The organism is Paenibacillus sp. DS2015 (assembly GCF_050433705.1).
Lineage (GTDB): Bacteria > Bacillota > Bacilli > Paenibacillales > Paenibacillaceae > Paenibacillus_AQ.
The window spans coordinates 79,526-99,071 of sequence record NZ_JBNPWS010000006.1 but is presented as its reverse complement, the minus strand read 5'-3'; the positions used below and the strand labels follow the sequence as shown (position 1 = coordinate 99,071).

Below are 19,546 nucleotides of genomic sequence, written 5' to 3'. Positions count from 1 at the left end.
GCTACTGCCGAGCAGAAGGGGGACAATCTTATGATATTCTCTGCTCGCATACCCCTTGCAGTATATTACACACGTGGTGGCTTATTCTTCAGCCATTTAGGTGCACCTTTATTCTTACGTATACGCTCACGTTCTGCTTTACTACCTCCAGCGGACTTATCTCTAGGTTTTTTTGAATTCGATTGAGGCTGATTGTTAGTCGGAATAGTTATAGGGAGCACACCCTCCTGCCCCTTCGTTTGCACCACTTCTCTTGGCTCTGATGCAGCTTTAGCACTGTAGGAAACATCACCGCCTACCTTCCTCTGCTTAACCTCACCAGCACCTGTTACGTAAGGCTTACGTTTAACCTCATCAACCTTGCGTGGAGCTACAGGTTCACCTTTGTCGGGATACACTTTACGTATCTGGCTACCTGATGATACTTCGTTAGGATTCATGACTTTACCGCCAAACATCTCACGCAGTTCAATGGTAACATCCAGCTCTTTCATAAATTTTTTAATAATGAAGACTTGGCGATCCGTAACAATGGATAATACCGTACCGCTGCGTCCCATTCTCCCCGTTCGACCTGCACGATGCACATAGTGCTCAGAATCTGTCGCTGGGTCATAGTTGATAACCATCGTTAAGCCTTCGATGTCCAAGCCACGCGCAGCTAGATCACTCGCTACTAGCACTTGGAATTTTCCGCTACGGAAGCCCGCCAACACGCCGCTACGAGCCATCTTATCAGCGTCACCGTAAAGTGCTTTCGTGTTAAGTCCCATATGGTTCATCTTAGCTTCCACTTCAGCAATATCTTCTGAAGTATTAACAAAGACAATGGCCTTCTGTGGTTTATAGTGGCGAATTAATCTCCGAAGTGTATCCGGCTTGTTACGTTCTTCAGATACAAAATACAGATGCTCCAATCCTGAAGCGGTCATCTGTTCTGGATCGATTCCAACCTCTATCGGTTCCTTCATTTCACGCTTAACGAGTGCTGCGGTCTCCTTACTGACCGTTGCTGAAAGAAATACCAATTGCCGATCACGTTGAGCGCTGCGAATAATATGATCTACATCGCCAGCTGAACCAAGTTGAAATACTTGGTCTACCTCATCCACTACAATCGTTTTCACTTCATGCATTTTTAATTTACGCAATTCGATTAATCCCTTTATTCGTCCAGGGGTTCCCACTACCAGATGGCGGGGTACTTTCAGCTTCTCTATCTGCCGCTTAATTGCAGCCCCTCCGATTAAGCCGAGTACAGAAATTCCAAATTGCTCACCATATCGCTCACTCTCTCGCACAATTTGCATCGCTAGCTCTTGCGTAGGTGCTAGAATCACCTTTTGCGTAGATTTGTTGTTAACATCTATACTTTGCAGAATAGGTAACAAATACGCTAATGTCTTGCCCGTTCCTGTTTGTGAGTGAGCTAGAACGTCCTTGCCCTCTAGAATAGCAGGAATAACTTCCGCTTGTACTGGAGAAGGCTGTTTAATGTCGAATTCAGATAGTTTATTAACCAAATCCGTATGGATCCCTAGTTCTTCAAAAGAAGTTAAATTCATTTAAGTCCATCCTTTATGTTCATATCATTCATGATCTTTCAATATCATTATATGCTAAAATAGATTTCCCACCAAATGGTTGGCCAATAAATTATATTAAACCTAGTCATATTTCAAAAAGGCCAGCTCTCTTGAGCCGGCCTTGCTCACTTCTTATTCATCATTCGGTAAGTCAGTTTATCTGCAAACCGTGGACATAACTGATACAACCCTATCCCCACAGCAGCTAACCAAGGAAGATTAATCTCCTCCTGTTTCTTCTCCATGAGCTTCACCATTTTTCGGGCAACAAGATCAGGCTTCATCATGAACCAACGAATGTTATTCACATAACCACCTGTAGGATCAGCCAACTCAAAAAAAGGTGTATCGATCGGCCCAGGATTAACAGTGGATACCGTAATCCCTGTCCCGCGTAACTCTTGGCGAAGACTATTACTAAATCCATACACAGCGTGCTTAGTTGCCGTATACGCCGTGGACTTAGCTGTTCCGATCTTAGCTGCGATAGAAGCCACATTCACAATGTGACCTCCCCCCCTATCCAGCATATGGGAGAGAACGGCTTTCGTACAACGGACAGTACCCATATAATTGACATCCATCATATCGTTATAATGTTCCGCGGGCATGTCCACAATAGACTCAAATTTACCATAACCAGCATTATTAAGCAGAACATCTATACGTCCATACTTATGAATAATATCTTTCATCACTTGCTGTACTTGATCTTGTTTCGTGACATCCATAACCATAAGTCCGTATTGCCCTGATAGTTGATTCGCCACAGCTTCAAGCTTATCTTGAGAGCGTGCAATCAGTATCGGAATAGCCCCTTGCTTGGATAGAAGCTTTGCTGTCAGAGCTCCAATCCCACTGGAGGCCCCGGTTATTACTATTACTTTATCTTTCATCATAACTTCTTTGTTCCTCCTATGGAGAAGAGATATTCAGTTCATCGTATACTCTACGATATCATAACTTGAATATCCAGTTCTCCAATACCTTCCATAAGCAATGGAATGCAGAGCGCCCTTTGAGGTAAACTTGAAGTTAGATTCTCAAGCATGATAAGCTTAGGAGGAGTAATATCAACAATCACACCGCGATTGTAAAGGATCGTACTCGCATTCCCACTAATCATATTACCAAGTTCAGAGATTGCACTTTGTCCCATCTCATCCATCTCTGTCATAACAAAACCGCCCATCATCGCAGATACAATTCTTAATGCAACATCCTCTTGAAGTCCAAACACGATATTACCGGCTAATTGTCCTGTCATCCCCACTTGAATCCAGATATGGTTTTTATTAAACACAATATCCTTGATTCCGAGACTCCCCGTAGAGGGTGATATCTGAATGACCTGTTCGATTACAATCCGTGCTGATTCAAGGAACGGATTAATAATTTCTGCTTTCATTGTTAGTAGTCCCCCTTAAAACAGGAAATTTGTCACGGTTTCAAAAGTCCCATTTTCTTTAAAGTCATTATACTTTAATCCCTAAAATAAAGCACTTAATATTGTCGAACATTCTTGTATTAGTTCGAATTAACTATGTTTCTAGTTGCATACTCACTCATTCACTCAAGATTGCACATTTCGACATTTTTATCCTTTATATTTATCGGTCAAAGATCTCAATAAGTGAATGGAAAAGTAATGCCACATTGCTCTGCCCAACGGAATAACCTATAATTTAATGAACGATATAAACGAAAACGATATATAACAAATATATTCCTAGGAGGTCATGCATGAACATTAGTCAGTTGGAGACACTTCTAACCATCTCAAAGACCATGAGTTTCCGCAAAGCTGGAGAATTACTAAATCTAACCCAGCCCGCTGTCTCTGCCCAAATTAAAAGTTTAGAGGATGAGTTCAAAACTGTACTTGTGGATCGAAACCAGCCTGTTACATTAACAGATCGTGGGGATGTATTTCTCGAACATGCTGAGCGAATTTTGTCCATTGTCGAAGAACTTAAACAACGACTTTCGGATTTAAATCAGACACCTCAAGGACATATTACTCTTGGGACAACAACTTCTATTGCCATTCAAATGTTACCTCGTGTTTTATCATATTTTCAGGATCAATTTCCTTTAATCAAAACTTCCATTCAATCTATGCCCTCTTCCCAAATCTATAATAATGTTGAAAATGGGACTATCGACGTTGGCATTGGTTATCTAATTGAAAGGAACCCCAATTTAATTACATCTGTCCTTTATTATGATACTTTTCAACTTGTTGTATCACCACATCACCCTCTAGCCAAGCAAAACATTGCTACCATAGAGGTTCTACGAGATGTTCCGCTCATTCTACTCTCACCGGATACGGTTGGCCGGAGATTTATGGATGACTTATTCAAGAAATATAAAATTGCTCCTAACGTTGTAATGGAGTTATCCAGTAGTGAAGAAATCAAGCGAATGGTAGAACTTAACCTGGGCGCTGCTATTATTTCTAAATTGGCAGTCTCGTCAGAGCTTCGCTCAGGCTCACTCAAGGTTATCCCCATCTGCGAACTTGAGGTTACACATCCTGTAGGTGTTATTTATAAATCAGGTCGATATATAAACTCTGCTATGCAGCAGTTTATAAGTGATCTGAAAGGTATGCCAGAAACACAGTTTATCAGTTCAGAATAACTATATATAAAGGGAGTGCCTTCAACATGAAATTTGACCTTCACACACACCATTTTCGCTGCGGACATGCGTCCGGAAATATTCGGGATTATATCGAATCAGCCATTTCATCTGGCCTTCAAGTCATTGGTATTTCCGATCATACGCCTTACTTGGGCAGAGAAGAGGAGCAAGCATTCCCTTTAATCTCTATGGGTAAATCTGAGCTATCCTCCTATGTACAAGAAGTACTTGAACTTAAAGAGGAGTATTCTGGAGTCATTGATGTGCTTCTCGGTATTGAATCTGATTACTTCCCAATCCATGCTGAGCTCTATCGCAAAACACTTGCAGCATATCCTTTTGATTACATCATCGGGTCTGTTCATCATGTAGAAGAGATTAGTATCTTCAATGAAAATCGTTGGAAGAAGTTAGATACAGAACAACAAATCGCAGTCAAAAAAGAGTATTACCGCATGATCCAAGAATCTGCACAGAGTGGTATGTTTCAAATTCTAGGACATATTGACGCTATGAAAGGAAACTACCCTCCCTTCTCAGAAATTGCAGCTCATGAAGAGATCGATGAAACGCTGAAGGTCATTGCAGCCTGTGATGTCGCCATTGAGATCAATACTTCAGGTAAAACGAAAAAAAGTGGGGGCTGGTACCCCTCAGATGCCATACTCGAACGGGCATGCTACTTCGGTGTCGATGTGACTTTTGGCTCTGACGCACATAAACCTGAACGTGTCGGAGATGAGTTATTAGAAGTGAGTAACCGCCTTAAAGAAATTGGATTTAAAGAGTGGGTATACTACAAACAGAAGCAAAAACAAGTCGTTCCGCTTACTTAAACGACATGATAATAGGGGAGCCCGAGAGATTACATTCCTCGAGCTCCCCATTATACTGTAAGTGCAATCCCCCACACAACATTCTTCGTCAGTTTCTCATCTGCAAAAGTAAGTCTCCCGCAAAAAAAAAAGAGGACCCGTTAGCAACGGGTCCAAACGATATATTTCAAAAGGGGGTTATGTGATAATAATACCCCATCACTGTTAGAGTTGCGTAACGACTATATTTCATTTGTGTAACAAACGCTTACCTCTATGCAACAATAGGTAAAAGTGCTGCTTATACTTCTTGTGCCTCCTGTTTGGATTGTCGCCCCGATACATTTACAGTAATAATTCCCGCTACGACGAATAGAAGTGATAATCCGACCCAACTTGACACCTGTTCTTGCAGAATGATTGCAGATAGAATAACTCCAAAGACAGGGATAAAGAATAGATACATGGATACCCTACCTACCGAATTATATTTCATGACTGTATTCCATAATGCAAATCCAGCCGCAGATAATAAGGATAAATAGAGTAACAATCCCACAGCCTGTCCATCGAATGAATAGGGGACAAAACCTCGCTTCACTCCCCCAACAAGAAGCAGTCCCAAACCACCAATGAGCATTTGTTTGCCTGTTAATGAGATCACTGATTCATGCATACTTTCCTGCCGCGCCAGTACATTACCGAAGCCACCAAAGACCGCCGAAGCTAGTAGCAAGACTGAACCTATCCCAAACTGAAAATGGAGGCCACCACTTTGCCCGAAGCCCATGACAACAATACCTGCAAACCCCATAAGGAGTCCCCACCATTTAGCTGCAATAAGCTTTTCTCGAGGAGCCATAAACCGTGCAGTCAATATTTGAAAAAAAGATGTTGAGCCTACGAGAATTGAGCCTTCGATCCCTGAGCTATAACTTAATCCTACATATAACAATAAATATTGCATAAAGGTTTGAATCGCACCTAACCGAAATAACCTAGACAAAGATAATTTAGGTCTACCGATGTTTGTATTCTTTCCCAATATTGTTGAAAGTAAGATTAGAATGATACCCGCCATTGTAAATCGATAACCTGCAAATACCCATTGACCAAAAAAATCTCCCTGCTTCATATCCAGATGAGCATAGCTCAATTTAACGATCGGTAATGCACTTCCCCATAGTACCGTCGCTCCTAATGAGCTAATTAAAATCCCCATAGGGTGTCTAAACCATGTTTCTGCCTTCACAATTACTTATGTCCCCCTCGTTGATTCCCTACTCGTCTTCCTTTCATTTAAATGGTCTGGTTATGATCCTCAATGTTCAGGCCATAAATGTGAATGCCATCTTCCCCCGCTTCCAGTGATCCATCCATGCGTGGAAGAACCCGTTCCAATAGAAGTCCGTTCTTTAGCATAACTCTAGCTGAAGCCGTATTACCTTTACGGCATCTTCCTTCAATTCTACGCAGACCAAGCTTATTTATCGCATAATGAAGGAGAAGTGAAACTGCCTCTGTCGTTAAGCCTCGGTGCCAGTAAGCACTGTCTAACATGTAACCCAGCCTAGCCTCACCTTTATAACAATTCCAATGTTGAAGAGAAACAATCCCAATCAACTTCTCTTCTTCGTTACATAAACATATGGCTAAATGCAATGAGCCTCGCTGATTTTGACTAAGAAGCTGTGCTAATATTCGTTCAGTACGACGATAAGAAGAACCCGTGCTCCTATTCATGGAAAGCATAATCTTAGGATTAGATAATATTGACCATACGTTTGCTTCATCATGAACTCTTAGCGATCTTAACCGAACCTGTTTTCCTAGGATCACATGATCATTTACTGAACGCTCATTATTAAGCAAGCTCCTCTTCCCCTCATACAACCTAGATACACGCGAAATTATAGAATACTCATATTCACTATTCGTTTCGTTATCCTTATTTTAGACGGAGTTACTAATCAGCAGAATTTAACGTGAACACCGTCAGCTCAGGCTTACACAACAACCTTATAGGCAACTGTGTCGTTCCAATGCCACGATTAACATAGAGTAGCATATCGCTAGATTTAAAATCATATACGCCCTGAATATACCGTTTCGAACCCGGAGGTGTCGTAATTGCCCCTATCAAAGGAAGTCTCACTTGTCCACCATGACTATGTCCTGACAATTGTAGATCGAACGGATATAATGCTGCGGTATCGGCATAATCGGGTTCATGCATTAGCAACAAAGTGAATGTCCCTTCAGGGACTCCTTTAAGTGACTCATCTGGATCAGGCGAACCCTGTAAATAGTCATCCAACCCAACAACCGCTATGACCTTCCCATCCTTCTTCAGAAGTCGATGCGCGTTACGTAGGAAGGTGAAGCCTGCCTCTCTTAGCATACGAGCTACCTCATGAGCCTTACCCCAAAAATCATGATTCCCTAGAATAGCAAATTTCCCTAGCGGGGCTTCAAGTGAAGCCAAGTAAGGCACATAGCTCTCCATTTGCTTAGCATGGTGATCTACAATATCTCCTGTTAAGCAGATCATATCTGGTGACTGGTCCATAATGCTATCCATGAGCTTGCTGAAATCCTCCTCATGCGAGTGGTGGCCTAGATGAAGATCACTGAACTGAACAACCTTCAATCCATCAAAAGCAGCCGGAAGCCTTGTAAAACTAAGCTGAACACGTTCTATAGATAATTGCCGTGGCTCCCATAACCAAGAGTATCCACCGGTAAACAATCCGGCACCTATAATGGATGTTGCACTCGTACGAAGAAATTGCCTTCTTGTCATCTTATTATCGACTTTATACCTTCCAGAATCCTTCCTAGAAGGAATCTCTGCCGGAGGATGCCCATAAGAACGATCCTTACTATTCATTATATTGTACCCTCCAATATCATTAGTCCCTATAAACGATACCACGAGTCTTGCACAGACACAAAAATAAATGTAAAAATATGAGAACGGATACGATTATATCCCATAATATTCCAAAAGAAAACAAAAAAAGCTATCTCATAAGTAGTTTTTCACTACTAATGAAACAGCCCTGTATAGGTTCACAGGCTCGTATAGATTTTAGTTCATTCTAGTTAGCGGTAATTTCAAAGCGATGACGAACTTCCTCACTCTGCGCATAAGCATCTGATAGTCCTAACTTCTGAATATCACTTTTGGATACATAACGGCAAGGCAGTTCAATAGTTAATGATGATTCAAATGAAAATGGCGTAAGCTTCACTTGATTACGATCTATCCAGTTCGCTTGCATCATCTCTCCGCCTGGTAGGTTTAATTTCTCAGATACAGTGAAACCATCGCGCCACCATGGATGCTCATGTTCCTTATCCGATCCAGGCTCATTCAGACATAAATAGAGGGATAGATCATCACAGAGCTGTAATATAGACAAATGATAGATTAGCTCTCCCTCTGTTTCCAGATCTATAATTCCCAATTGTTCTTGGATATGATCTCTACGCAGCCGTTCCTGCTCCATATATTTACGGATTGCAGGATGCTGTAACTCAGCTTGGATCAATAACTTCTCATAATGTAAGCTACATAACAATGCTCCATAGGGACTTATTGCTTGCACTTCATCTAATCCTTTCGTGTAAAAGGCTAATTTAGGGACAATTGGAAAGTCCAAAAAGGTATAGGGAGTATCCTCAGAAGTATTCAAAAAAGGAGTATCATCCAAATCAATCCAACCTCGATCATGCTCGTATATGGCAAATATGGCTTCATCTTTACGTATACTCTCAAGAAAATCCTTAGAATTGAAAGCCTTTGCAAATTGACCTGCTATTAGTCCGTGCTGATGTTGTTCGATCATGACCCAAGCTTCCTTCAATTCTCGGCATATCATATCAATTCCTCCTGAATTAACGAGTTTATTCTGACCATTTCACTACATCACTCGTGTCCTGAAACGGGACCTATCCTTCATTCTCTTTACCCATTCTGGAGGTTGGGGACGCAGCAACACATCTTTCTACTCCTTTACCTTACTATTCTATGCCAAGCATGAAAACACCTCCACAAACTCGCGTGTGCGAAATGTAGAGGTGTCTATATAATATCATTTCATTCATTTTATCGTGAATTATACACTCAACCAGCGCTTGAACATATGCTTCGTGGTTTGTTTATTAAGCTCTGCAATAGAAGTTGTCAATGGAATACCTTTGGGGCACGAACGCACACAGTTCTGAGAGTTACCACAACCATCGATGCCGCCATCTTCCATTATCGTCTCAAGACGTTCATCTGCATTCATCTCACCTGTAGGGTGTGCATTAAAGAGGCGAACTTGAGAAAGAGCAGCAGGACCAATAAAGTCCGTCTTCTCATTCACGTTAGGACAGGCCTCGAGGCAGACCCCACAAGTCATACACTTTGATAATTCATAAGCCCATTGACGTTTCTTCTCAGGCATACGAGGTCCAGGTCCTAGATCATATGTTCCATCGATCGGAATCCACGCTTTAACTCGTTTCAGAGCATTAAACATTCTGCTGCGATCAATGACTAGATCACGAACGACAGGAAATGTACTCATCGGTGCTATACGCACGGGTTGTTCTAAGTTATCAATGAGTGCTGCACAAGCTTGCCGAGGTTTACCGTTAATCACCATCGAGCAAGCACCACATACCTCTTCTAGACAATTGGAATCCCAGCATACAGGTGCGATATCTTGACCTTGGATATTCACTGGATTACGCTGAATTTCCATAAGAGCGCTAATCACATTCATATTGGGACGATAAGGTAGATCAAACTCCTCGATATATGACTTCGCCTCAGGTCCATCTTGACGAGTAATTATGAATTTAACACTTTTACTTTTTGTTGGTGTCGTTGTATCAACTGCCATATGAATTCCTCCTTCCTATTTCTCTTTCGAATAGTCACGAATCCGCGGCGGGATCAAAGACACGTCAACTTCATCGTAAGTGATCTCTGGACCCGTAGACGTCCACTTAGCCTTCGTTGTCTTCAAGAACCTCTCATCATTACGTTCTGGGTAATCTGGCTTGTAATGCGCACCACGGCTCTCATCACGTAACAGAGCCCCTACTGTCATTGCGTGCGCCAGCTCTAACATATTCCATAACTGACGAGTAAAAGCTACACCTGGATTACTAAAGCGAGATTTATCTGTCATATTAATATTAGCATAGCGTTGCTTAAGCTCTTTAATCTTCTCTATGGTAGCTTCCAGCTTATCGTTGTAGCGAACAACTGTCATGTTGTTCGTCATCCACTCACCCAACTCTTTGTGAATCACATATGCATTCTCTGTACCGTTCATACTCAACAGATCCTCGTATTTATCCGTATGTTGCTTCATATAACGATCAAACAAGGATGTAGGTAAATCTTCAGCTTTCTTCTTGAGACCTTTAATATATTCAACAGCCTTAGGACCCGCAACCATACCACCATATATAGCCGATACTAAAGAGTTCGCACCCAATCGGTTTGCTCCGTGGTATTGATATTCACACTCACCAGCGGCAAATAGTCCTGGGATGTTCGTCATTTGATTGTAATCCACCCATATACCACCCATAGAATAATGAACAGCTGGGAATATCTTCATCGGTATTTTTCTTGGATCGTCACCCATGAACTTCTCATAGATTTCAATAATGCCACCTAACTTTACATCTAGCTCTTTCGGGTCTTTATGAGATAGATCGAGATACACCATATTCTCGCCATTAACACCCAATCCCTGATTAACGCATACATCAAAAATTTCTCTTGTTGCGATATCGCGTGGGACTAAATTTCCGTAAGCAGGATATTTCTCTTCGAGGAAGTACCAAGGCTTACCGTCTTTATAAGTCCAGATTCGTCCGCCTTCTCCACGTGCTGATTCCGACATAAGACGTAACTTGTCATCCCCCGGGATAGCCGTAGGATGGATCTGAATAAATTCCCCATTTGCATAATACGCACCTTGTTGATAAACAGCACTTGCAGCTGTACCTGTGTTGATGACAGAATTCGTTGTTTTACCAAAAATAATGCCGGGACCTCCACTTGCTAGAATAACCGCATCCCCAACAAAAGTATGGATTTCCATACTCTTGAGGTCTTGTGCACAAATTCCTCGGCATATGCCTTCATCATCAATGACTGCTGATAGGAATTCCCAGTTCTCATGCTTCGTGACTAATCCTTCTGATTCATAGCGTCTTACCTGCTCATCAAGTGCATACAATAATTGTTGTCCTGTCGTTGCACCTGCGAAGGCTGTGCGGTGATATTTCGTACCTCCAAAACGACGGAAATCAAGTAGCCCTTCTGGTGTACGGTTAAACATAACACCCATCCGGTCCATCAAGTGAATAATGCCAGGTGCAGCATCACACATCGCCTTCACAGGCGGCTGATTCGCTAGAAAGTCTCCCCCATATACAGAATCATCGAAATGTTCCCAAGGAGAATCCCCTTCTCCCTTCGTATTAACGGCTCCGTTAATACCACCCTGCGCACATACGGAGTGAGATCTCTTCACAGGTACTAATGAGAACAAATGAACATGTGTTCCTGATTCTGCCGCTTTAATGGTGGCCATCAATCCCGCTAAACCGCCACCCACTATAATAATATTCGTTGTTGCCATTTCAGTTCACTCTCCTTAACTACAAAACTGACTTGAATGTTTCTATGATTGCTGAAGCTGTATCGAATTCAACTGCACGGAAAGCAATAAGAGATAATACAAACATGATAGATACGACCACAAACATACTCATACATACATAAGAGGATACACGCTGTGCACGTGGTCCAACTGTAATTCCCCAACTTACGAGGAATGACCAAATGCCATTAGAGAAATGGTATGCCGTTGATAGTACACCAATTAAATACAAAGTAAAAGTGACAGGATTCATTACAGCAGCGTGAATAATGCCGCCCAGTTCTTCATGTGTGACATTTCCAAGAGCCACTTGAACTCTTGTCTCATATACATGCCAAATGACGAACATGAATGTGAGGACACCTGTGATCCGTTGAAACAAATAACGCCAGTTCCGTTCGTATTTATAATTCCCTACATTCGGATTAGACTGATATGCGATGTATAAACCATATACACCATGATAAAGCAATGGTAACCAAATAAGGAACATCTCCATGAACAATACCAGTGGTAAGCCGTTAAGAAAAGCTACACTGTCGTCAAAAGCGTCCTTACCTCCTTCAAACGCGGCAAAGTTCGTTACTAAATGCTCCAGAATAAAAAAGCTGAGCGGAATAACACCAAGTAGCGAATGCAGCTTTCTGGAATAATAGCCTTTCATAAATAGTTGTTCCCCTTTCGATGAGACAGCGTTTTCAAAAAAAATGTGATTTTAGAGCAATAATTATAAATAAAAAGTGAGAAATGCCGCAAAAAACATCTAAATTTAGCCGCCATTGTCACAATTATGTGAACAACTTGTGGCACTTTCATGTTACTCTAATTTATCTTATAATGGAATTGCAATATAATTATTAATGATTATAACATAAACGCATAAGCGAATATACGAATGAGGTGATTGAGATGTTTGAAGCCTTAGATGTTTTTGCAACCGTTGTAGAACAATCCAGTCTTAACCAAGCCTCTAAGCTCCTTAATCTGTCTCAGCCTGCTCTATCGCGTAAAATATCCAAGCTTGAAAGTGATTTAGGCGTGAGCCTCTTTAACCGTAAGGGAAAAAGACTCGTCCTAACTTCCGTGGGTCAACTAGCTTACACCTTTGCCTTGGAGCAAAGAAAACAACAACATATCTTTCTTCGTACATTGGCTCAATTTAAGGATGGAAGTCAAATGACCGTTACTCTTGGAGCTAGTCTGACTACTTTGCAGACGACCCTTCCGCCATTAATAAATGCCTTCATGGATAAACATCCATCCGCAGAGATTAAGCTCGTCACGGGCAAAACACATGAAATCGTATCTGCCGTACGTGAGAAGAAAGTTGATGTAGGCATCGTCGCTTCCTCCATAGCTGAACAAGGATTGCAGTGTATTCCCCTATTTGAAGATCATTTAGAATTAGTTCTCCCCCGTCATCATCCCCTTGCCGAATCCAAAGAAGTCCGAATGGAGCACTTACATGATCTACCCATGATTGTTTTCTCCAATGGAAGCTGGTATCGGAAATTAACGGATGAGCTATTCCAGCACTGTAAAGTGAAACCAGATATCAGGATGGAGATAGATTCTTTCGAAGCTATCGTTCGTTTACTGCCTACTTCCAAAGCGGCAGCACTACTTCCCAAATCCTATTTACGCCAACAACTACTTGATGATAATGAACTTATTGTTATTCACATCCCAGATTTAAAAGAAACAAGACGAACTACATCACTCATCTTTGGAGAACACGCAGAGTTAAGTACAGCCGCTAAACAATGGGTTCAAGAAACAGAAGCACTCTTTAATTCTCGTTAATAACTTCATTCTTAAATTGATCGATACTTTCATTAGAACCAATGACAACCATAATATCATTCGTATGGACCTGATCCATCGCTGTAGGAGCTACAATAACGCCACCAGTTCTATGAAGAGCTACAATGCTACAACCATACCTAGAACGAGTATTAATCTCTGAAAGGGTCTTCCCATCTAGGCATGATGGGACACTCATCTCTGCAATCGTATAATCTTTAGAAAGCTCAATGTAGTCTAGCAGATTCGGGGATACCAGTTGATGCGCAACTCTAATCCCCATATCTCGCTCGGGGTAAATGACTCGGTCCACGCCTATTCGTTCTAGAACCCTACCATGTAGCACAGAGATCGCTTTAGCTACAACCTTCGAAACCCCAAGCTCCTTTAATTGTATGGTTGCCAGTATGCTCATTTGAATATCATCTCCAATAGCCACAATACCGCAATCAAAGTTACGAACACCTAACGACTTCAGTACCTCTTCGTCCGAAGCATCCGCTACCACTGCATAAGTCAGCGACTCTACCATATCACTCACAATCTCTTCATTCCGATCGATTCCTAGTACCTCATAATTCAAGGCCATTAACTCAAGCGCTAGAGCCGATCCAAAGCGACCTAGACCAATAACTACAAACTGGTGTTTTTTCATTTTTAGTTCTATACCCCTTTTATCGTAATCCACTTCTTATATTAACCAATAATTATTTTCCCTTCAGGGTGTCGATATAGTTCTTTACCCTTTTTCGGCCCGATTGCATAGGCAAGTGTGAGTGGACCTAGACGACCTGCAAACATCGTCAGACTAATGAGTATCTTACCAACCATTGATAGTTCAGGTGTTATCCCCATACTGAGCCCAACCGTGCCAAATGCTGATGTAGTCTCAAAGAGTATCATTAGAAAATGAGTATCTTCTGTTGTAGACAGCACCATAGATACGCTTATTACGAGCAATAGAGCAAGAAGCATCACCGTCAGTGCCTTGAATATTCTCTCTTGAGCTAGCCGATAACGGAACAATACAATATCATCACGCCCTCGCATCATAGCAATAACGGCAACGACAATAATAGTAAATGTAGTGGTTTTGATCCCCCCACCTGTAGATCCGGGAGAAGCACCAATGAACATCAGAATAATCATGAAGAATTGAGAGGCCTGGCGCATGCTTGCAATATCTATCGTATTCGCCCCAGCCGTCCGCGGCGTAACAGATTGGAAGAGAGAACCTAGAATCTTACCTCCCCAATTGAGCGAGCCCAATGTTCTAGGATTGGTAAACTCAAACACGAATATCACGAGCGCTCCGAATATAATCAAAGCTGCTGTCATAGATAATACTACTTTAGAGTGTAATGAAAATTTACGATGCTTACGAAAGTCCACAAGGTCAGCGAGTACTATAAATCCAATCCCACCAGACACGATGAGGAACATCACTACAAAGTTTACTACAGGATCATATACATAATCTGTTAAACTGTGGAAGTGACCAAATAAATCAAAACCAGCATTATTAAACATCGACACGGCATGAAATACGCCAAAATAAAGAGCTTTGCTGAAGGGCATATCAAAGGCCCATCGTATCGTCAGAATCACCGCCGCTGTTCCCTCAATAATAAATGAAAAGAGCAATACTTTACGGATCAGGCGAACGATACCCTCCATCGTACTTTGGTTCATAGCCTCCTGTAGCAATAGTCGATCTCGTAGAGAAATTCTACGCTTCAAAATTAAAGAGAATAACGTTGCCATCGTCATAATGCCAAGCCCACCCACTTGTATGAGTGCCATAATAACCACTTGTCCAAATGTACTAAAGAAGATCCCCGTATCCTTTACAACAAGACCGGTAACACAAGTCGCCGAAGTTGCCGTGAAGAAAGCATCAATGAACCCAAGTGGAATTCCCGTAGTATTAGAGATCGGTAGCATAAGCAAAAGCGTTCCAATCAGTATAATGCCTGCAAATCCAATCACCAGAATTTGTGGTGGAGAAAACCTTAACCATTTTAAATGAAATCTCAAATTGTTTTCCCCCTTTAAAAAATCAACGAAAAAAGACATTGGAAATCCAATGCCTCTCGGGTTGGTTCCTGCTATTGTAGAAGTATACATAAGACTATACTTTCTAAATTACTTGTTATAATGGTCCCACCGTCATCTTCAAGAATACCAGCGAGATTGCATACCGATTATAATCCTTATATCAGGACTATACAAAGCATTATTTTTATTGAAAGAATGGAAATAAACCCAAATGGAGCATACTGAATAGACAGGAGATACACTTTCCTTGCGATTACGTAATATTTCTTCGTTTTTGTCATGTTTTCATCATTTTAATATAGAAACTGGTCCTAAAGTTAAGCCGTATGTTATGTTTACTTTATTCGTTCAGACTATACATTTAGGGGGTATTTAATGAATTCCATGGGGCAACCTTTAAAGCTCAAAGCAAACTACAAGGTTTTGGGTATACTCGGAGCATTGGGTCTAGTTGTATTTTTTATAATTAATTTTGTAATGCCTGCCATAAACGTTAGTTCTACAGAACTTCAAAGCGTGAAGATGATCAGTAAGGAGCAAGCTACACAAACAGCCACACAATTTGCACAATCTCAATTAAGTAACGACATATTTAACCATTCGGATACGATTGTCACCTATCAGTCCAACTCTGACTTGTATGGATACTTGTCCAAAAATAAGCTGATAAAAGACTATACAACCAAATTTGAAGCAAGTTATCCTTATGATGTTTTTCGTGTCCGTCTCGCTGAAGCAGATACTTATCTGAATGTAGATGTACATATGAACACAGGCAAAGTCGTTGCTTTTAGTTATGAATCTATAGGTAGTCGTCAACTCGAAGTACAAACCATGGACGAGACATTAAATTTGGAATCCAGATACAAGCTCACAGAACCATGGCTTGAACAATGGGGGTATACAAGCGCCAAGCTTAAACTCACCAAGAATGATAAATCCGGCCTCATTTACACGGATCCTAACACTAAAATTGGCGATTCTACTCTGCAATTTAAATTTACGTTCGACATGAATACGATCTCTTCTTTCGAGCCCTCCTTTTCAGTACCAGCGGATCATGTGGCCTATGTTAAAAAGGAAACAATGACAGCATTATGGTTAACGATACTTGGCTATGGACTGCTAACTTTAGTACTCGGTATATTGGCTATCATATACAGCGCACTAACCCATACGCATACTTCATTTCTAAGAGGAATTTTCCTAAGTGTATTTTATTTTGCTGTATCCATGTTGAGTACCTATAATATGATACCTGCATTAAAGGCTGAAGGGGGAACTACGGGGGATATAACCTTCACACTTGTTTCAACAGGCATCATTTCATTCTTCATGGCAGCCCTCCTCTATTTCTCACTCGTTGGCGGGAATGGCTTGTGGCGAAAAGAAGCGGGGTTAAATCCATGGCCTCGAGCCAAAGAACCCGGCTATGGATCGTATGTGCTAAATAGTATGTATGTAGGCTATTTATGGGCATTTATACTACTGGGTGTCCAATCTGTCATATTCCTTGTACTGGAACATACCTTGCATACATGGTCTACGACCGATTCATCTCAATCACCTTATAATATGCTTTATCCTTGGACATTTCCGCTACTGGCTTGGCTAGCAGGAATATCAGAAGAAGCCATTTACCGTTTGTTCGGTATCAAGATGATGAAGAAGATCGTTAAGAACACTTTTATCGCCTGTCTGATACCAACGATAATCTGGGCGTTAGGTCACACCCTTTATCCCATCTATCCCGTCGTATCCAGACCGATTGAGTTACTTGTCATCGGGTTAATCTTTAGCTTTATATTTCTGCGGTATGGTTTCATTGCTGCACTCTTCAGTCATGTTATCTTTGACAGCATCTTGATGGGCTTCAGTCTATTCGCACTTGGAGATACAGCCAATGTGTCAGCAGGCATTGTCTCTATGATCATGCCCGTGATTGTAGCCTACGTCATCTACGTATTCAATTCCAAAAAGAAAGAGAAGCCGTATGTTACGACTCCTCCTGAAGTGCTGCAATAATCGAAGCGGCGAGCTTATCGCCAATAGAGAGAGGCTTAAAGTCATCGAGACTGGCCTCTCTTATTTTTTTGAGCGAACCAAAATGCTTCAATAGCAACTTACGCCGCTTCTCGCCCACCCCAGGGATGGAATCTAAGCGAGAGGTTACCATGGACTTACCACGTTGCTCACGGTGGAAAGTAATCGCGAATCGATGCACCTCATCCTGAATCCGCTGCAACAAATAGAACTCTTGGCTATCTCGCGGAAGAGTCACAGCCTTAGCCGGATCACCAACCATAAGTTGTGATGTTCTATGCTTCACGTCCTTGACTAAACCACATACAGGAATAAACAAGCCAAGTTCATTCTCTAGCACGTCCACAGCGGCTGAAATTTGCCCCTTACCGCCGTCGACTACTATAAGATTGGGCATCTCAAGGTTCTCCTTCATCACACGCTCATATCGACGCCTAATGACTTCACGCATCGTCTCATAATCATCCGCTCCAACAACAGTACGAATCTTGTATTTGCGGTACTCTTTTTTCTCAGGCTTTCCATCGATAAATACGATCATGGCAGATACAGGATGGGTTCCTTGAATATTAGAGTTATCAAATGCTTCAATGCGGTGCAGAGAATCTAATCCTATGACCTGTCCAAGATTGGATGCCGCTTTAGAAGTACGTTCTTCATCACGTTCAATGAGAAGAAACTTCTCATTAAGTGCTACCTTGGCATTCTCTGTAGCCATCCCAATCATTTGTTTCTTTAATCCCCGAATCGGCACAAGCACCTTAATACCTAGCCATTCCTGCAATGACGAGGCACCAATTTTCTCATCGATTCCACCTGATCTAAGAGACATCTGACTTGCATCTGTCGCTTCTTCGGTCTCGTTTGCAGAACGAAGTTCTCCCCCAACCTCAAGCTCTTCCTTTAGCATATCAGGAAGCAGAATTTCCTGGGGCAATGCTGGATTATCACTATAATATTGAGTAACAAAAGAAATAAAGTCACTATACGGATCCCCGTAAAATGGTACGACAGAGGTGTGGCGTTGAATCATTTTACCTTGGCGCATATATAGAATCTGTACACACATCCAACCCTTATCTACCGCAAATCCGAACACATCTCGATCTCTCGCATCTACAGTCGTAATCTTCTGTTTCTCCATAATCGCGTCAATATTTATGATTTGATCCCTAAGCTCTTTAGCTCGTTCGAAATAAAGTTCCTCTGCAGCTTCCTCCATCTTCCGTTGAAGCTCCTTCTTGATCTGCTCATGTCCACCCCCAAGGAATGCGCTTATCTCCTGTGTGATCTGTTCGTAAGCAGACGGTGGAACCTCCTTCTCACAAGGTGCCAGGCATTGGCCCATATGATAATACAAGCAGACTTCCTTCGGCATAACCCCACATTTACGTAGTGGATACATACGATCAAGTAGCTTCTTCGTCTCTTGAGCCGCATATGCATTGGGATAGGGTCCGAAATACTTTGCCTTATCCTTCAATACACGCCGAGTGACTTCTAATTTAGGATGAGTTTCATTGGTTATTTTGATATAAGGAAAGGTCTTATCATCTTTAAGCAACACGTTATACCGCGGTTGATATTGTTTGATCAAATTACATTCTAAGATGAGAGCTTCCATGTTACTACCTGTCACAATATATTCGAAATCCCGAATTTCAGATACAAGTAGCTGTGTCTTCCCATTATGACTTCCAGTAAAATAGGAACGGACACGGTTCTTTAGAACCTTTGCCTTACCGACATAAATAATGGTACCTTCGCTATTCTTCATTAAATAACATCCCGATTGATCGGGTAATAAGGCCAGCTTATGCCGAATATTCTCCAGGGCTTTATCACGGTCATGATCAGTCATCGTTAACTTATCCATCGTTATATACTGCACCTCCCTTCTTGGAGATTGTACTGC

General features: G+C 41.6%; 17 protein-coding genes. 4 read left to right on the top strand and 13 right to left on the bottom strand.

Annotated elements, in window-relative coordinates:
* Window positions 1-65: 65 nt before the first annotated feature.
* The 3 genes from J2T13_RS07850 to J2T13_RS07840 all read right to left on the bottom strand — a co-directional run bounded on the left by J2T13_RS07850 (window position 66) and on the right by J2T13_RS07840 (window position 2,994).
* Window positions 66-1,565: a DEAD/DEAH box helicase gene (locus J2T13_RS07850; protein ID WP_429369987.1), complete on the bottom strand. Its 1,500-nt coding sequence runs from the start codon at window positions 1,563-1,565 to the stop codon at window positions 66-68.
* Between the two features lie 146 nt (window positions 1,566-1,711).
* Window positions 1,712-2,485, bottom strand: coding sequence for an SDR family NAD(P)-dependent oxidoreductase (locus J2T13_RS07845; protein ID WP_429369985.1), 774 nt, complete (start codon window positions 2,483-2,485; stop codon window positions 1,712-1,714).
* Window positions 2,486-2,535: 50 nt separating this feature from the next.
* A complete protein-coding gene (locus J2T13_RS07840) occupies window positions 2,536-2,994 on the bottom strand; it encodes a chemotaxis protein CheX (RefSeq protein ID WP_429369983.1) in 459 nt (152 codons plus the stop codon).
* A 335-nt stretch (window positions 2,995-3,329) separates the two neighbouring features.
* Between J2T13_RS07840 and J2T13_RS07835 the strand changes: the two genes are divergently transcribed.
* Window positions 3,330-4,232: a LysR family transcriptional regulator gene (locus J2T13_RS07835; protein ID WP_429369981.1), complete on the top strand. Its 903-nt coding sequence runs from the start codon at window positions 3,330-3,332 to the stop codon at window positions 4,230-4,232.
* A 26-nt stretch (window positions 4,233-4,258) separates the two neighbouring features.
* Entirely contained in the window at window positions 4,259-5,071 is an 813-nt protein-coding gene (locus J2T13_RS07830; protein ID WP_429369979.1) for a histidinol-phosphatase, read from the top strand.
* 280 nt (window positions 5,072-5,351) lie between these two features.
* Here the strand turns inward: J2T13_RS07830 and J2T13_RS07825 are convergent, their stop codons facing one another.
* From J2T13_RS07825 to J2T13_RS07795, 7 genes are all read right to left on the bottom strand, one after another.
* On the bottom strand, window positions 5,352-6,302 hold the full coding sequence (locus tag J2T13_RS07825) for a DMT family transporter (protein WP_429369977.1): 951 nt from the start codon (window positions 6,300-6,302) through the stop codon (window positions 5,352-5,354).
* A 47-nt stretch (window positions 6,303-6,349) separates the two neighbouring features.
* The gene (locus tag J2T13_RS07820) at window positions 6,350-6,922 is read right to left on the bottom strand and encodes a GNAT family N-acetyltransferase (RefSeq protein WP_429369975.1); all 573 of its coding nucleotides are present in this window, start codon (window positions 6,920-6,922) and stop codon (window positions 6,350-6,352) included.
* 94 nt (window positions 6,923-7,016) lie between these two features.
* The gene (locus J2T13_RS07815) at window positions 7,017-7,940 is read right to left on the bottom strand and encodes a metallophosphoesterase (protein WP_429369972.1); all 924 of its coding nucleotides are present in this window, start codon (window positions 7,938-7,940) and stop codon (window positions 7,017-7,019) included.
* Between the two features lie 211 nt (window positions 7,941-8,151).
* Window positions 8,152-8,934 carry a DUF3891 family protein gene (locus tag J2T13_RS07810; RefSeq protein WP_429369970.1) on the bottom strand — a complete coding sequence of 261 codons (783 nt, stop codon included), beginning with the start codon at window positions 8,932-8,934 and terminating at the stop codon, window positions 8,152-8,154.
* 237 nt (window positions 8,935-9,171) lie between these two features.
* Window positions 9,172-9,945: a succinate dehydrogenase iron-sulfur subunit gene (sdhB, locus tag J2T13_RS07805; RefSeq protein WP_429369968.1), complete on the bottom strand. Its 774-nt coding sequence runs from the start codon at window positions 9,943-9,945 to the stop codon at window positions 9,172-9,174.
* Between the two features lie 15 nt (window positions 9,946-9,960).
* Window positions 9,961-11,706, bottom strand: a complete 1,746-nt coding sequence (gene sdhA / locus J2T13_RS07800) for a succinate dehydrogenase flavoprotein subunit (protein ID WP_429369966.1) — start codon at window positions 11,704-11,706, stop codon at window positions 9,961-9,963.
* A 19-nt stretch (window positions 11,707-11,725) separates the two neighbouring features.
* Complete coding sequence (locus J2T13_RS07795; RefSeq protein ID WP_429369964.1) at window positions 11,726-12,391, bottom strand: succinate dehydrogenase cytochrome b558 subunit; 666 nt, start codon at window positions 12,389-12,391, stop codon at window positions 11,726-11,728.
* Window positions 12,392-12,636: 245 nt separating this feature from the next.
* Between J2T13_RS07795 and J2T13_RS07790 the strand changes: the two genes are divergently transcribed.
* On the top strand, window positions 12,637-13,530 hold the full coding sequence (locus J2T13_RS07790; RefSeq protein WP_429369962.1) for a LysR family transcriptional regulator: 894 nt from the start codon (window positions 12,637-12,639) through the stop codon (window positions 13,528-13,530).
* Here the strand turns inward: J2T13_RS07790 and J2T13_RS07785 are convergent.
* Together J2T13_RS07785 and J2T13_RS07780 are read right to left on the bottom strand one after the other, a co-directional pair.
* Window positions 13,517-14,185, bottom strand: coding sequence for a potassium channel family protein (locus tag J2T13_RS07785; protein ID WP_429369960.1), 669 nt, complete (start codon window positions 14,183-14,185; stop codon window positions 13,517-13,519). The two genes, J2T13_RS07790 and J2T13_RS07785, sit on opposite strands and share 14 nt — an antisense overlap.
* A gap of 41 nt (window positions 14,186-14,226) precedes the next feature.
* Window positions 14,227-15,606 carry a TrkH family potassium uptake protein gene (locus J2T13_RS07780; RefSeq protein ID WP_429369958.1) on the bottom strand — a complete coding sequence of 460 codons (1,380 nt, stop codon included), beginning with the start codon at window positions 15,604-15,606 and terminating at the stop codon, window positions 14,227-14,229.
* 357 nt (window positions 15,607-15,963) lie between these two features.
* Between J2T13_RS07780 and J2T13_RS07775 the strand changes: the two genes are divergently transcribed.
* Window positions 15,964-17,613, top strand: a complete 1,650-nt coding sequence (locus tag J2T13_RS07775; protein ID WP_429369956.1) for a CPBP family intramembrane glutamic endopeptidase — start codon at window positions 15,964-15,966, stop codon at window positions 17,611-17,613.
* Here the strand turns inward: J2T13_RS07775 and uvrC are convergent.
* Window positions 17,585-19,507, bottom strand: coding sequence for an excinuclease ABC subunit UvrC (uvrC, locus tag J2T13_RS07770; protein ID WP_429369954.1), 1,923 nt, complete (start codon window positions 19,505-19,507; stop codon window positions 17,585-17,587). The genes J2T13_RS07775 and uvrC overlap by 29 nt on opposite strands.
* Window positions 19,508-19,546 lie beyond the last annotated feature (39 nt).